This is a genomic window from Novosphingobium cyanobacteriorum (assembly GCF_029436685.1).
GTDB classification, from domain to species: Bacteria; Pseudomonadota; Alphaproteobacteria; order Sphingomonadales; family Sphingomonadaceae; genus Novosphingobium; species Novosphingobium cyanobacteriorum.
In genome coordinates this window covers 1-14,426 of record NZ_JAROCY010000039.1, presented here as the reverse complement: position 1 = coordinate 14,426, position 14,426 = coordinate 1, and the positions used below count along the sequence as shown (strand labels likewise).

The following is a 14,426-nucleotide window of genomic DNA, read 5'->3' as shown; positions in this document are numbered from 1 at the left end:
CCAAGCCCGCACCCTCCAGGTGATCCATGAAACGCGCCCCTCGCAGCCGTCAACGCCATGATTTATATGCGAAATATCACGATTACGACAGCGAAATCAGCGACTTACTTGGAGAATGTGGGTCCACATCCACACGAGGATGTGTGCGACCACGGCCACGGCGGTGAAACCGAGGAAGCTGCTGATGAACAGCTTGTGGAATTCCTTCGCTTCCTCGGGCGTGAGGTAGGTCCTCAGCCCGAAGCGATCGTCACGATCACTCATAACCCATTCTCCAGTTTCTGGTGTGCGAGAGGCGGAAGACCTCTTTCGGTATCCACGCAGGATTGCCCTGCGGGGATGGGGAGGCCGGGCTGCCGCACAGGGGGGCATCCGGGCGATCGGGGCGGGCGCCGGTCATGCGACCTGCGCCTCGAGAAGGGCATCGGCGAGCCGGTCGGCCGAGACCCGTTGGTCGCCGGCCCTGCGCGCAACGCGTTCCGCGGCATCGCGCAGGCGTTTTGCTGCGGAGATGCGAATGAGCACGGGCTGCGCGGCCACGACCTGATCGAGCCGCTCCTTGGCGTCCTCGTCCCACGGCAGTTCCTGGTGGTCACGCGCCAGCGTCGGCTCCACCTTGTCCATCTCTGTACCGAGCGGGAGGATGTGGAAGAGCGCATCGAACAGCGCGTTGCACACTTCCTGCACGAGGTAAGTTGCGCCCGAATACCCCATGAAGGGGGTGCCGGTGTGCCGCCGGATCGCCGCGCCGGGGAAGCTGGCGGGAATATAGATCCCGCGCCCGCCGCGCTCGGCATTGTACATGCGCTCGTTGTAGCTGCCGAACAGCACCAGCGGCGGATTGGCGTGGATCGCGGCGCGCACGTCCTCGTTGCGCGGCTTCACCCCGGCGCTGCGCGCGAAGGCGAAATTGCAGGGCAGGCCCATGTCGCCTTCGAGGAAGTTACGGATGCCCCGCGCATACGTCTCGTTCGCCACGATGCCGAAGCTGGCGGTGGCAAAGAAATCCTGCGTGACGGAGCGCCACAGGTCCCACAACGGCTTGATCGTGGTGTGCTTTTCGCGGGTGATGAACGGTTCGGGATCAAGCCCCAGCTCCGCTGCCAGCGCGCGCAGGAAGCGGGTAGTGCTGTCCAGCCCGATTGGCGCCTGGAAGTAGGGCCGCTCCATCACCTCGCACAGATTGCGGCCAAATTCGCGATAGAGGCAGACATTGGCCTGCGCATCGGCCAGCCTGCGGATGTCGGCGAGGTGGCAGCCCAGCGGGAACACCACGTTGACCTCTGCCCCGATGCCTTCGATCAGGCGACGGATCTCGTGCAGGTCGCTCGCCATATTGAACATGCCGTAGGACGGACCGATGATGTTGACGCGGGGCTTCTCGCCCTCCTTCACGGGCTTTGCCGCAGGCACCGCCTTCGGGCCGAATTCGGACCACAGCCAGCTGAGCGCGCGGTCGGCGCATTGCCACTGGTCCTCATCGATCGTGCGCGGCAGGAAGCGCTTGATGTTGGTGCCGCCGGGTGTGACACCGCCGCCGATCATCTCTGCGATCGAGCCGGTGACAACCACGGCGGGCAGCTCAGGATCGAGTGTTTTCCACGCGCGCTTCATCGCGGCTTCGGTGCCGGTCTTGCCCAGCTCCTCCTCGCCCAGCCCGGTGACGACGATGGGCAGTTCGTGCGGCGGAAGCCCGTCGGTATAGTGCAGGACCGAGGTCACCGGCAGGTTCTCGCACCCTACTGGCCCGTCGATGATCACCTGCAGCCCCTTGACTGCAGTGAAGACATAGACCGCGCCCCAATAGCCGCCGGCCCGATCATGATCGAGGATGAGCGTCATGATCCCACCGCCTCTGCCGCCTTGCGCGCGGCCTCGTTCAGGGCGGCATACTTCTTCTTGAACTGGGGGCGGTCCTGCGGGGTATCTTCCCAAACGCCTGCGCCCACACCTTTGCCCACGCCGTCGAAGAATTCACGCATCCGATCGAACCGCGCCTTGTTGGCCATGGCGGCGTTGACCACTTGCGCAAGACTGCCCGCGCCGGCCGGCCCCATCAACGGGCGTGCGGAGATCAAGTTGGTAAAATAGAGCGCCGGGATCGCCATCTGCTTGGCATGCTGCACCACGGGCGTAGTGCCGATGGCGAGATCGGGGTGGAATTCCTCCACCGCAGCGATGTCCTGCTCAAGGCTGGCGCGGAAGTAGACGCGGACGCCGCGCGCTTCCAGCCATTCGCGGTCGGGATCGGACCAGCGCGTACGCGGGCAGGCGGTGCCAACATAAGGCACGTTCGCCCCGCTTTCGATCAGCAGGCGCGCAACCAGCAGTTCCGAACCTTCGTAGCCCGCCACGGTGACGCGGCCCCTGATCGGATTGGCGGCGAGCGCACCGCGGATGGCGGGGACGAAGCGGTTCTTGGCCACATCGATCGCACTCTGCGCCACGCCGCAGGCCGCACCGATGGAATCGAGCCAGGCGGCGGTGCCATCCGCTCCCACCGGCGCGGAACCGACCACGCTGCGCCCGGCAGCTTCGAACTCGCGCACGCTGGCGGTGTAGAAAGGGTGGATTGCGCCGACGACCGCGCAATCGAGCGCGGCGTAAAGCTCGCGCCATTCACGCGTGGGCACGACCGGCCCGGCGGTCAGGCCGAGTGGTTCGAGCATCATGCCGATGCCCACTGGATCGGCAGGAAACATTTCACCTAGCAGCGTCACGGTCGGTCGCTCGGAGCGGATGCGAGGGGCGGCGACGGGGCCCTGCTCTGCCTCGGTGCGGGCGTAGGCGAGCATGGCGCCAGCGAGCACATCCTTGGCCTCGGCATGGGTCGGGATGCCGAAGCCGGGCACGTCGATGCCGATAATGCGCACCCCGTTGATCTGCTTTTTCAGCAGCCGCAGCGGAACGCCGCTGGCCGTGGGCACGCACAGGTTGGTGACGACTATGGCGTCGTAAAGGTCGGGATCGGCCAGGCCTTCGACCGCTTCCTTGATATCCTCGAACAATTTGCCGGTGACGAGCGTTTCCGAACTGAATGGCACGTAGCCAACCGTCCGCCGCGCGCCATAGAAGTGCGAGGTGAAGGTGAGGCCATAGACGCAGCAGGCTGAGCCCGAAAGCACAGTGGCGGTTCGGCGCATGCGCAGGCCCACCCGCAGCGATCCGAAAGCTGGGCACATGCTTTGCGGCTGGTCATGCGGACCCACCGGGTAATCAGCGGAATAACGATCAAGCAGTTCGCTGCCCTGCGCCTTGTTGGTGGCGTCGCGCAGTACATTGGCGCCAGCATGGCAGCCGCCGCCTTCCACCGGGGGATCGAGATCGATCCGGTCAGGCTGGCGGTCCATTTCGCCGGCGAGGTCTGGCGCGAGGTCGCTCATCTGGCGAGCCTCCAGATTTCAGGCTTCATCATAGAAGACCTCCAGCGAAGGTCTCTGGACGAAAATGCCGCCGCGCATGTCGGCCTGAGTGGCGGGGACAAGCTCGACATTGCCGCCGGTATCCTCGGGCGAGAACAGGCCCAGCAAACCGTCCTGATCAAGTGGCGCGGGCTGGCGCGGCAGGGCCGAGGCGACATTGAGCGCCAGTTCTTCAAACAGCGAACCCCACTGGCCATCGGGCCGGCCGATGATCTGGTAGTTGGCAGACTTGCGGCGAATGTCCTCGTCAGCAGGGATCGCGCAGAGCACCGGGATGTCGACCGCCTCAGCAAAGGCCTTGGCCTCGCCGGTGCCATCGTCCTTGTTGACGATCATGCCGGCCACGCCGACGTTGCCGCCCATCTTGCGGAAGTACTCCACCGCCTTGCAGACGTTGTTCGCCACATAGAGCGACTGCAGGTCGTTCGACCCGACGACGATCACCTTCTGGCACATGTCGCGCGCGATCGGCAGGCCGAAGCCGCCGCAGACCACGTCACCCAGGAAGTCGAGCAGGACGTAATCGAAGCCCCAATCATGGAAGCCGAGCTTTTCGAGCAGTTCGAAGCCGTGGATGATCCCGCGTCCGCCGCAGCCGCGGCCGACTTCGGGGCCGCCCAGTTCCATCGCGAACACGCCGTCACGCTGGAAGCAGACGTCCTCGATGCGCACATCCTCGCCCGCCAGCTTCTTGGCGGCGGAAGTCTCGATGATCGTGGGGCAGCTCTTGCCGCCGAACAGCAGGCTGGTGGTGTCGGATTTTGGATCGCAGCCGATCAGCAGCACCCGCTTGCCCTGCTGCGCCATCATGTAGCTGAGGTTCGACAGGGCAAAGCTCTTGCCCGAGCCGCCCTTGCCATAAATGGCGATCACCTGCGTTTCCTTGCGCACCTCGCCCGTATGCGGGGCATCCGGCTCGATCGCGGCTTCCTCGCGCAGGGCCTTGGTCGTTTCCAGCAAGCTCATGCGCAATCGCTCCAGTCGAGGACCATCTTCAGGCAGTCAGCATCGAGAAAGGTTTCAGGGTAGGCGTCCTTCGCCTGATGCGCGGGGCGCACGTGGCTGACGAGGCCGGCAAGGCTGCATGTTCCGGCATCGACCAGCGCTCGCGTGGCGGCCAGGTCTTGCGAGGTGAACTCAGCTGAGACGCGGAAGCGCGCCTCGGCCCGGAACGCGGGCGCAAAGGCGAAGCTGGGCCGATTGGCGTAGAAACCTGCCATCACGATCTCCCCGCCGTGCGCCAGACGCGGGATCAGCAGGTCAAGGCAATCGGCATCGCCGCTGGCATCATAGATCGTGGTATAATCGTGCCGATCATCGTCCTTGGGCGCGATCACAGCATAGCCCGATGCATCGCGGCGACGCGCGGGATTGCGTTCCCAAACCGTGGGTGAAGGCGCCCCCATTGCGATGCTGAGGCGGGCTAGCAGGCGACCGAGCGTGCCGTGGCCAATGATCAGGTCAGGCGGCGGGCCGCCATTGAGTGCGTGGAGTGCGGTGGCGGCAAGCGCGAAGAGCACTCCGTCCGCCCCCAGCGACTCACCGATGGGAAAGGCCCGAGCGGAAGGCAGGATCACCCGCTGCGCCGTGCCACCGAACAGGGCGCGCGCGTCGGCATAACAGGCCGCACCCGGCACGAAGACCCAATCTCCAATGCGATCGGCCACATCAGCACCGGCATCGACGATACGGCCCAGAGATTCGTAGCCAGGCACCAGCGGATAGCCCATGCCCGGAAAACGCGGCATCTCGCCGGTCCAGAGCAGCTTTTCCGTGCCGGAACTGATGCCACTCCACCGTACGTCGACAAGGACATCGGCCGGAGCGAGCGGGGCGGGAGCAGAGTCAGGATTCTGGCCCGGAGCGATCGAGCCGGTGAGGGCCAGTTTACGAAGCGCAATGCGCCTCGGTGCCTCCAGTATGACGGCCAGCGCATCCATGCCCCGGTCCTTTCCCCTCGGTCTCGCGACCCCTGCCACCAATCCCGGAACGGGAGCGATCAGGCAGTGTTCACCATACGCCAACGCAACTGTACGTCAATCATTCTTGACACTTTAATATGTCATTTAGAACTGACAATAAGACTGGACACCACAGGATAGGCGGTGCGCTGCGAGCGTGAGGCGGAAAAACCGGCTGATTTCAGCAAGGCACCATATTCGCCAAAGGAACGGGGCCTGCCGGAATTCATCGCCCAGAGATAGAGGCCGAAGTAGGCATCCCCCATAGCCGCAGCACCGGGCGCATCGGCCATCGGCTCAGCGATCACGAGTCGACCACCAGGTGGCAGCGCGGCGTGCACTGACCGCAACAGAGCCAAGGCGGCATCATCATCATGATCGTGCAGGATTCGCACCAACGTGATGCAGTCATAGCCGACAGGAAGCGAATCGCAGAAAAAGTCCCCTGGGTGGAGTCTGACTTTCTCGGACAAGCCGGCCTCAGCGAGGACACCCGCCGTTCCGGCCACCACCGGTGGCAGATCGAACACGCCTATGCCAAGTTCGGGACAGGCCTTTGCAACGCCTATGGCAAAGGCTCCGTGCCCTCCGCCAACATCAAGCAACCGGGCGTGGCGATCGAAGCGATAGGCGGCAAGCACCTGTTGCGCCACCATCGCCTGCGAGGCCGCCATGAGCGCTGAATACCGCGCTGCTTCGGGCCCCGGGGTGCTGGCAGCATAGCGCCAGAAGGATGAAAGCGCCGTGGGCTCTGCCCTGTCCCGCCGCAGCAGCGCTGCGGGATCGGCAAGATCTGAATAGAGCAGGGCGTGGTGCCGAACCATGGCGATCGCGCCTGGATTGGCCTGAAGCGCCGCCCCCTGCTGCCCTAGCATCCATAGGCCGGACGCGACCTGTTCAGCCAGGCTGAGCGCACAGGCGGCCCGGATCAGACGGAGGGCCGCATCTTCTGAGAGGCCGGTGGCGCCAGCCAATGAAGCCAGATCGTGCGCCCGCTGCGCCAGCAGATCAAGCAGACCGAGCTGTACGCAGGCTGTCAGCACCTGCGAATAGCAGAATCCCGCCACAAGATCGAAGGACTGCCCCGCCCGTCGCTGGGCGATCGATCGGAAGATCGGCAAGCGCGCCGCCCAGTGCTGGAAGGAAGGACTGGCGATCACGGAATTGCGCCAAGCCACCCACCGCAGCCGCCAGCCCTGCGGTGGCGCAGATACCACCAATCGATTCGGAAGGGTGGACATTTTCATATGTCCATTTTGTTGGACATTTCTTGTGTAAAGATCAATTGTATTCGATGGAGGGGTATCCGACGAAAGGACACGGGCACGTGGTGGCAAGGATTGCGATCGTCGGAGCCGGGATCGGCGGGCTGGCCGCAGCCGCGCTGCTGGCCGCGCGCGGGCTGGCCGTAACCGTGATCGAAAAGTCGCAGCATCCCGGCGGCAAGGCGCGCCAGATTATGGTCGATGGCGCGGCCGTGGATGCGGGCCCTACCGTGTTCACCTTGCGCGACGTGTTCGAGGACATCTTTCGCGAATGCGGTGCAGAGCTGACCGACAGCGTCACGATTCGGCAAGCGGACGTAATCGCCCGCCATGCTTGGGACGGTGAACGGCAGCTTGACCTTCATGCCGACCCCGTGCGCAGCGAGGAGGCGATTGGCGACTTTGCCGGGGCGGCGGCAGCGGCGGGCTTTCGCGCCTTCCGCGCCGAAGCGGCGCGAATCCACGGCATTCTGGACAAGACCATGCTGCGCGGCAGCAAGCTTGCCTGGCCGCCGCAGCTGATGTGGCGGATCGGCCTTTGGCGAGTGGGCGACCTGCTGGCCATCCGCCCCTACGAATCGATTTGGAAGGCGCTGGGCGAACACTTTGCCGACCAGCGACTTCGCCAGCTCTTCGCGCGTTATGCCACCTATTGCGGATCGTCGCCCTTTGCCACGCCGGCCACGCTGATGCTGATCGCGCATGTCGAGGCGCAGGGGGTATGGCTGATCGACGGGGGGATGAGCGCGCTGGCAGGCGCACTGATGGACCTGGCCAAGTCACATGGGGCACAGTTCCGTTTCGGTACCGGGGCCGCTTTGCTGGAAACGCACCAAGGCCGGGCATCTGGCGTGGTGTTGGCCAATGGCGACCATTTGGCCGCGGATGCGGTGATCTGCAACGCCGATCCCGAGGCGCTGGCAGCAGGGCGGATGGGCCCGCTTGGCAAGATGGCGGTAAGCAGCCACGGGCCGCGCAACCGATCGCTGTCGGCCATGGTCTGGCTGGCGCGGACGCGCACCGCGGGGTTTGCCCTGCAGCGACACAACGTACTGTTCTCCCCCGACTACGCGCGGGAGTTTGCCGATATCCGCGCCGGGCGGCCACCAGCCGATCCCAGCGTCTATGTCTGCGCGCAAGACCGCGACAGGAGCACCACCCAGCGGCCTGAATGTCGTGAGCGCCTGCAGATCATCGTCAACGCACCTGCCAACGGCGACAGCCACAGCTATACCGAGAGGGAGAAGGAGCAATGCACAGAGGCCATGAGGCGCAGCCTGTCGCGCTGCGGGCTGGAGTTGGAGGAGGACTTCCCTCACATTCTGCTGACGCCGAACGCGTTCGAGAGCTTTTTGCCCTCGACCGGCGGAGCGATCTATGGACGGGCCTCGCACGGCTGGGCGGCGTCATTCCTGCGGCAGGGCACGCGGACCCGGATCCCTGGGCTCTATTGCGCGGGTGGAAGCACCCATCCGGGAGCGGGAGTGCCGATGGCCGCCTTGTCGGGACGGCTGGCGACGCAGGCGGTTCTGCAAGACCTCGCTTCGATACGCACGTCCCGTCCGGTGGCTATGGCTGGTGGTATGTCGATGCGATCAGCGAATGCGGACGCCATGGGCTGACGATCATCGCCTTCATCGGCAGCGTGTTTTCACCGTACTACAAGAAGAGCGGCAGGGGCGATCCGTTGCAGCACTGCGCACTGAATGTCGCGCTCTATGGCCCCGGCGCGCGCTGGACGATGACCGAGCGCGGCGGCCAAGCGGTGCGGCGCGATGCAGATACACTGCAGATCGGGCCAAGCGCCGTGCACTGGACGGGCGAGGCGTTGGAAATCGAGATCGAGGAGAGGGACAAGCGCGTGGGCGTGCCCTGGCAGCGACGCGTAGCCGGCCGGGTGCGCGTGGTGCCCGAGGCTATGAACGCCAAGGCTTTCGCACTCGATCCGCAAGGGAGGCACCGCTGGCACTGCCTGGCACCGCGCGCGCGGATCGAGGTCAAGATGGACCGACCTGACCTTGCCTGGCAGGGCAGCGCCTATCTCGATTCGAACTTCGGGAGTGAATCGCTGGAAGAGGGATTCCGCGTCTGGCACTGGTCCCGTGCGCATGGCGCGCGCGGATCAGTTGTGTGCTACGAAGGCATCCGCCGCAATGGTCGCCGCTTTGCCAGCGCACTACGCTTCGGCCCCGATGGCACCCCGCACGAGGAGGAGGCGCTGCCACCAGTGGCCCCCCTGCCCAACACGCTGTGGCAGATGGAACGCAAAACTCGCGCCGACCGCGGGCTGGCACGCGTCACGCGGACGTGGGAAGATGCACCGTTCTATGCACGGTCAACGCTGGAATCGCACCTGTTCGGTGAGCCAGTGGTGGCAGTGCAGGAAAGCCTTGATCTCGACCGGTTCCAGTCACCGATCGTGCAGTTCATGCTGCCTTATCGCATTCCGCGATCAGTCTGACGAATTGCGCTTCTCGGACTCGGCCTTTTCGCGATCGCGCCGGATCTCGCGATTGACCGACCACAGTTGGTACACTCCGAAGCCGATCGCGATGACTGCAGTGACGACGATTTCCACCCAGCCGAAATGTTGACTGAATCCGCTCATGACGCCTCTCTCCCCGTAGTGGATGCATGGTCGCGAATGAACTGTGCAGCGAGGTCCGGCCGCTCCTCGTGCGCAAGGTGGCCAAGGCCGGGCAACACTTCCAGCCGCGCGTTCGGCAGCAGCGCCGCCGCCTTTTCCACCGAGGCGAGCGGGACCGCAGAGTCGCCATCAGAATGGACGAGCATGACCGGCGCAGCGATTGAGGCATACTGGCGGCTGAGTGTTTCGAGGTCCCAGCTAGCCATCATTTCCATAGCACTGCCGCAGTGCGCCGCCGTGCTCATCAAGGCGCGATAACCAGCAAGCCCTTGGGCATCGATGGTGGAGCCAGTGGCGCGCAGCAGGAATCGTTCTGTTTCGCCCGGCATTCGCGCAATGCCCGCCAACATACGCGGCACCAGCGGATTGACGAAGAGCATCCGTGCCAGTGACGGGAACAGCCGCGCGGCTAAACCGGGGAATGGCATCAATGCTGGGTTCAGGCCAACTACGGGCGTCTGCGCGCTGTTCGCAAGCGACATCTGCAGGGCAATTGCCGCTCCTGCAGAATGGCCAGCGATTACCATCGGCAACGCCTCCAGTTTGACCAGTAGATGCCCGATAGCGCACGCCATCGCGGTCAGGGTCAAGCCGCCGGTCGGGCGCCCCCGGGTGAAGCCATGGCCTGGCAGGTCGGGGGCGATGATTGTGAAACCGTCGGCCAGCAAAGGCATAACACTGCGCCAGCTGTGCGTGGCCGCACCAGTGCCGTGGAGCAGGAGTGCGACCGGCCCCTGCCCCATCTGTTGCACATGCCAGATTAAGCCGGGAGTCTCGACAAAGTGGCTCGACAAACGGTGAGGCCAACTGCGACCTTCGATGTCCCAGCGGGGCGCGCTGTTCATGCGCCCGGCCTTGACGGGGTGCGCTCCGGGGTCGAGACGAGCGAAACCGCCGTCTTCAGCGCCTTGGCGTCCGCTAAGGGCAGCGGCAGATAGCGGGCGCGCATCGCCTGAGCCAACCGCGCAGCTTCCGGCCGTGGGCGCGGTGAAATGTCGATGACCACCGCGTCGTAGCCGGCTGCGGCAAGCGCGCGGGCGGCGCGCTGGGCATCGTCCTGCGCCCGTGCCCGACCGCGCGATCTGTCTGCGGCGATATTCGCGCTGCCGTCGGTCAGGAACACCAGCATCGGAGTGCGCCCGCGCGCGGCAACCGCATCGGCCACCTGGCGCGCCATGGCAATACCGTCAGCCAGCGGAGTGCCGCCCCCGCCAGGCAAAGCGCCAAGCGCACGCTTGGCGCGGGTGAGCGACCGCGTGGGCGGCAACAGCAGTTCGGCCCCTTCACCGCGAAACGCCACGAGCGCCACTTCGGACCGCTTAACATAAGCCTGCGCGAGGATAAGCTCGACCGCTCCCTTGGCCTCGGCAAGGCGCGAGAGTGCAGCTGAGCCGGAGGCGTCGACCGAAAACACGGTAACGGTGGCGCTACGCTCCTCAAAGCGACGCACGCGCAGATCATCGCGGCGAAAGCGGATCGGCCCTGCTCCTATGGGCACGGGTTCACGCTGTCGTAGCGGCTGCCAGGGAATCGCCGCGCGCAGGGTATCAACCAATGCCAAGCGCGCTCCACCGCCGGGCATGCCGGGCCTGGCGCCAAGCGACTTGCCGCGCAGACCTGAACGGGCACGGCGACCAGCGCCGCCGCCATGGGCCGAACGCGTGGCACGGCCGCTGGCGATCAGGTTCAGCACGTCAGGCGGAATGGCTGCGCGTGCAGCCTCGATCAGCAGGTCTTCGGGAAGTTCGGGCAGGCTTTCTCCGTCTTCGGGGTCGTCATGCGATTCGGATTCTTGCGCTTCGTCTTCCGGTGGAGCCGGCGGTGGCGCTTCGGGATCCGGTGGCAGGCGGGTTGCACGCGAGGCGAGGACAAGGCGGGCGGCAGCTTCCACGTCGGCCATTTCTGTGCTGCCCCTTCCGGCAAGTGCGGCATGGGCGCAGGCGGCGGCGGCGGCCTGAAGCAGCGGGCGCATCGAGGTCACGCCGAGCGCCTCGGCTATCGTGGCCAGTGCCTTGAGCACCTCTTGATCTAGCGAAGGGCTTGCGAGGGGCTCAACACGGTCCGGCAGCACAACCGCAAGGTCTGCTGCCCGCACGCTGTCCAGGCGGAGGTCGAAGGTGATGCGCTCCATTAACGCAGGTGGCGGGCGCTCGTCTGCTTCCGTCCCGTCATCCAGCAGCACCAACACGAAGCCCTGGCCGTCATCCATAGCCTGCGCGACGCGTCCCGCGATGTCGCTGCGCAGTCGCTCCGCCATGGGCACGACCAAGACACCGCCTCGAACATCCTGCAGGAGGCCCCGCTGGAGGACCACGGTTCCGGCGGCAAGGCTGGCGGCGATGTCGGTACCGCCTGACAGTCGATCATCGTCGATATGGCCGGGCAGGCGGCGGAAGGGCGTCGGATCGGGCAGCAGGTTGTGCAGAGCATCCAGCACCACATCCCGTGCCGGGCCGCCACCGCGCAGGCACAAGCCTCCTAAAGCAGCGGGGGATCGGGCCAGCAGGCTCGCCGCGATCAGCGCATCCGCCAGCGCCCCGGTCATGCGAACTGTTCGGCGATCGCGCGTTCGATGCGGGCGGTCGATCCGCTTTCGTCCAGCACGTCACGCCGCAGCCGGTGGCGCAGCGCCAGCGGGGCAACGTGGAGCAGGTGTTCGCGCCGCACAGTCTTCGCCGCCTTCAAGGCGGCATATGCGCGCGAGGCACGCATCAGGGTGAGTTCGCCGCGAAGACCGTCAACACCAACGGCGCTGCACAGCTGCGCGGCATCAAGGAGGACGGCATCGGGCACGTCCATCCTTGCCAGCTTGCGCTGTCCACGCGCGATCTGCTGCAGAATGCTGCCATCCTCTTCAGCCCATCGTGCGCCAAAGCCAATGCTGTCGGCATCATGGGCGGCGCAGCGGCGCATGATCTCCACCCGGTCGTCGATGGCGCGCGGGGTGCGCACTTCCACCGACAGGCCGAAGCGGTCCAGCAGTTGCGGGCGCAGTTCACCTTCTTCGGGATTGCCGCTGCCGATCAGCACGAAGCGGGCGCGATGACGGACCGAAAGACCCTCCCGCTCCACCACGTTCTCGCCAGAAGCCGCAACGTCGAGCAGCAGGTCGACCAAGTGATCTTCCAGCAGGTTGATCTCGTCGATGTAGAGAAAGCCGCGGTGCGCCCTGGCGAGCAGGCCGGGTTCGAACACCTTTTCCCCTGTACGAAGCGCGCGTTCCAAATCGAGCGAGCCGAGCACGCGGTCTTCCGTGGCACCGAGGGGGAGGTCGACAAAAGGTACCGACCGCTTGACCGGCTTGGATGCGGAGCACTGGCCGGGACAGGCACTGGATTCATCGGGAGCGCAGCCGAAACGACAGCCTTCCATCACCATGATCGGGGGCAGCAGAGCGGCCAACGCGCGCGCGGCTGTGGATTTGCCAGTGCCGCGATCTCCAAACACCATGACCCCGCCGATTGCGGGGTCGACCGCCGCAATCAGCAGCGCAAGCTTCATCTCGTCCTGACCGACGATCGCAGAGAAAGGGAAGCGCGCCATCTGTCAACTACTCTGGACAACAAGATGCGTCAGGACAAGCGGAATTTGGCAGTGGCATCAGCGGTCTCTGCGCTGCCCCACCAAACGGCTTTTGAGGACGTGCATAACCACCCAGACGCCGATCGCCACTGGCAGCACGAGCAGGCCGACGATATGGTCGCCTTGCCCGCCTAACTTCTCTTCCGGTACGGCATGGAGCGCGTACTTGATCAGGCTGAGCAGGTAATAGCTGAGCGCCACAGCGGAGAGCCCTTCGACCAACTGCTGCAGCCGCGCCTGCATCGAAATGCTCTGCTCCATCGAGCGCAGCAACGAGGCGTTCTGGTTTTCGATGCGCGTCTCGATACGGACGCGCAAAAGCGATGCGAGTTGCTGCGTACGCTGCGCCAGCCGTTCGATCCGCGTTACTGTTGCGCGGCAGGTGTTCATCGCGGGGCGAAAGCGGCGCTGGGTGAAATCGGCAAGCGATGCGAAGCCGAGGACGGGCTGGCTATCGAGTTGCTCCAGCCGCTCCTCCACAATCTGGCCATAGGCAAGCGTTGCATCCATCCGGAATGAGATCGCGGTGGAGACAGAGGCGAGATCGAGTGCAAGCTTCGACAGTTCCTCGAGGAGGGTATCGTCGCGGTCATCCCGGCCGGCGATGCGATCGGCCAGTTCCCGCAGCTTCGATTCGGCACGGTCAAGCACTGGCCAGCATTCACGCGCCACCGGCAAACCCATCAGCGCCTTGTTGCGATAATTGCCCAACTCCTGAAGACGCTGGATCTGGCGGGCAAGGTCGCGCGGGTCTGCCCCGTTCGCGGCTACGAGAAGGCGGCCGAAGCCATCTTCCATGATGCGGAAGTCCGACCACATGCGGATGCCGCCGCCCACTTCGCTGGAAACGAGCTCATCCGGGTTGAGCGAATGGCGATCGAGCACGCGCTGCACGTCGGCCTCGCTCTCGGCCACCCAGACGCGGGTGCTGCGCACGATCTGCCCGGGCAGACCGCCGGCCCATTCCAGGGCAGCTGCAAGATCTGCGTTGCCACAAGGATCGAGAAACCCGGCCTCGTCGCAGGGCGCAGCAAACAGGGTCAGGCTGCTGCCCTCGCTCTGGCGCTCCCAGGTGAAGCGCATGCCGGGGCCGATGCGCCCCTCGCGATGGCTGGGATTGCCGACCAAATCCACCTCGCCCGACTTGGCCTCGATGGCGTCGAGCTCGGCAGCACGGTCGGCTTCGTCAATGGCGAGGACCCACTGGATGATGTGGCACGGCACCGGCACAGGCGGCCAGCGGCGCAAGTGCATTTCGCCGACAGCGCGGCGCCTAAGTTCATGGTCGCGCACTGGCGCCCCCTCTCCCCAACGCTGGTGGGTCGTGGCGACCGCAGATCAGCGCTCTGTGAAAGGTACGCGACTTTGGCATACCGGCCAATGGGAATCGCCGCCAACCCACACGATGCCCCCATGCAACAAGGTAAACCGACATTCCCCAAGTGGCCTGCCGCTTGACTTCAAGATCGCCTGATTTTGCTCGCTGGGCAAGCGTTTTTCGCCCCGAGCGGTGTCTGTCGTCGCGCAAACGGCCGAAGTCGGGTGGATC

The 14,426-nt window shown here is 65.2% G+C and carries 13 protein-coding genes; 2 read left to right on the top strand and 11 right to left on the bottom strand.

The annotated features are described in order from the left end of the window. Nucleotides 1-96: 96 nt before the first annotated feature. The 6 genes from pufB to POM99_RS21315 form a co-directional block, all read right to left on the bottom strand. A complete protein-coding gene (gene pufB, locus POM99_RS21340) occupies nucleotides 97-264 on the bottom strand; it encodes a light-harvesting antenna LH1, beta subunit (RefSeq protein ID WP_277280734.1) in 168 nt (55 codons plus the stop codon). Nucleotides 265-396: 132 nt separating this feature from the next. After that, nucleotides 397-1,842 (bottom strand): chlorophyllide a reductase subunit Z, encoded by a 1,446-nt coding sequence (gene bchZ, locus POM99_RS21335; RefSeq protein WP_277280732.1) that lies wholly within the window; start codon nucleotides 1,840-1,842, stop codon nucleotides 397-399. Then, entirely contained in the window at nucleotides 1,839-3,383 is a 1,545-nt protein-coding gene (gene bchY / locus POM99_RS21330; RefSeq protein ID WP_277280730.1) for a chlorophyllide a reductase subunit Y, read from the bottom strand. The genes bchZ and bchY overlap by 4 nt, the downstream gene beginning before the upstream one ends. Before the next feature lie 18 nt (nucleotides 3,384-3,401). Then, nucleotides 3,402-4,388, bottom strand: coding sequence for a chlorophyllide a reductase iron protein subunit X (locus POM99_RS21325; RefSeq protein WP_277280728.1), 987 nt, complete (start codon nucleotides 4,386-4,388; stop codon nucleotides 3,402-3,404). Further along, nucleotides 4,385-5,362: a chlorophyll synthesis pathway protein BchC gene (bchC, locus tag POM99_RS21320; protein ID WP_277280727.1), complete on the bottom strand. Its 978-nt coding sequence runs from the start codon at nucleotides 5,360-5,362 to the stop codon at nucleotides 4,385-4,387. Before bchC ends, POM99_RS21325 begins: the two co-directional genes overlap by 4 nt. 122 nt (nucleotides 5,363-5,484) lie before the next feature. Beyond that, nucleotides 5,485-6,630, bottom strand: coding sequence for a methyltransferase (locus POM99_RS21315; protein ID WP_313792155.1), 1,146 nt, complete (start codon nucleotides 6,628-6,630; stop codon nucleotides 5,485-5,487). An 80-nt stretch (nucleotides 6,631-6,710) separates the two neighbouring features. On the opposite strand from POM99_RS21315, the gene crtD reads away from it, so the two are divergent. After that, nucleotides 6,711-8,270, top strand: a complete 1,560-nt coding sequence (gene crtD / locus POM99_RS21310) for a 1-hydroxycarotenoid 3,4-desaturase CrtD (protein ID WP_277280725.1) — start codon at nucleotides 6,711-6,713, stop codon at nucleotides 8,268-8,270. Further along, on the top strand, nucleotides 8,243-9,109 hold the full coding sequence (locus tag POM99_RS21305) for a carotenoid 1,2-hydratase family protein (protein ID WP_498072242.1): 867 nt from the start codon (nucleotides 8,243-8,245) through the stop codon (nucleotides 9,107-9,109). Before crtD ends, POM99_RS21305 begins: the two co-directional genes overlap by 28 nt. Here the strand turns inward: POM99_RS21305 and POM99_RS21300 are convergent. From POM99_RS21300 to POM99_RS21280, 5 genes are read right to left on the bottom strand one after another with little or no spacing between them, the layout of a single operon-like run. Then, a complete protein-coding gene (locus POM99_RS21300) occupies nucleotides 9,101-9,256 on the bottom strand; it encodes a hypothetical protein (protein ID WP_277280720.1) in 156 nt (51 codons plus the stop codon). The genes POM99_RS21305 and POM99_RS21300 overlap by 9 nt on opposite strands. Next, nucleotides 9,253-10,140: an alpha/beta fold hydrolase BchO gene (bchO, locus tag POM99_RS21295; RefSeq protein WP_277280718.1), complete on the bottom strand. Its 888-nt coding sequence runs from the start codon at nucleotides 10,138-10,140 to the stop codon at nucleotides 9,253-9,255. Before bchO ends, POM99_RS21300 begins: the two co-directional genes overlap by 4 nt. Then, nucleotides 10,137-11,840: a magnesium chelatase subunit D gene (locus tag POM99_RS21290; protein WP_277280717.1), complete on the bottom strand. Its 1,704-nt coding sequence runs from the start codon at nucleotides 11,838-11,840 to the stop codon at nucleotides 10,137-10,139. Before POM99_RS21290 ends, bchO begins: the two co-directional genes overlap by 4 nt. Further along, nucleotides 11,837-12,838: a magnesium chelatase ATPase subunit I gene (bchI, locus tag POM99_RS21285; RefSeq protein ID WP_277280715.1), complete on the bottom strand. Its 1,002-nt coding sequence runs from the start codon at nucleotides 12,836-12,838 to the stop codon at nucleotides 11,837-11,839. Before bchI ends, POM99_RS21290 begins: the two co-directional genes overlap by 4 nt. Before the next feature lie 57 nt (nucleotides 12,839-12,895). Then, the gene (locus tag POM99_RS21280) at nucleotides 12,896-14,170 is read right to left on the bottom strand and encodes a DUF3422 domain-containing protein (RefSeq protein WP_277280713.1); all 1,275 of its coding nucleotides are present in this window, start codon (nucleotides 14,168-14,170) and stop codon (nucleotides 12,896-12,898) included. Between the last annotated feature and the right edge of the window lie 256 nt (nucleotides 14,171-14,426).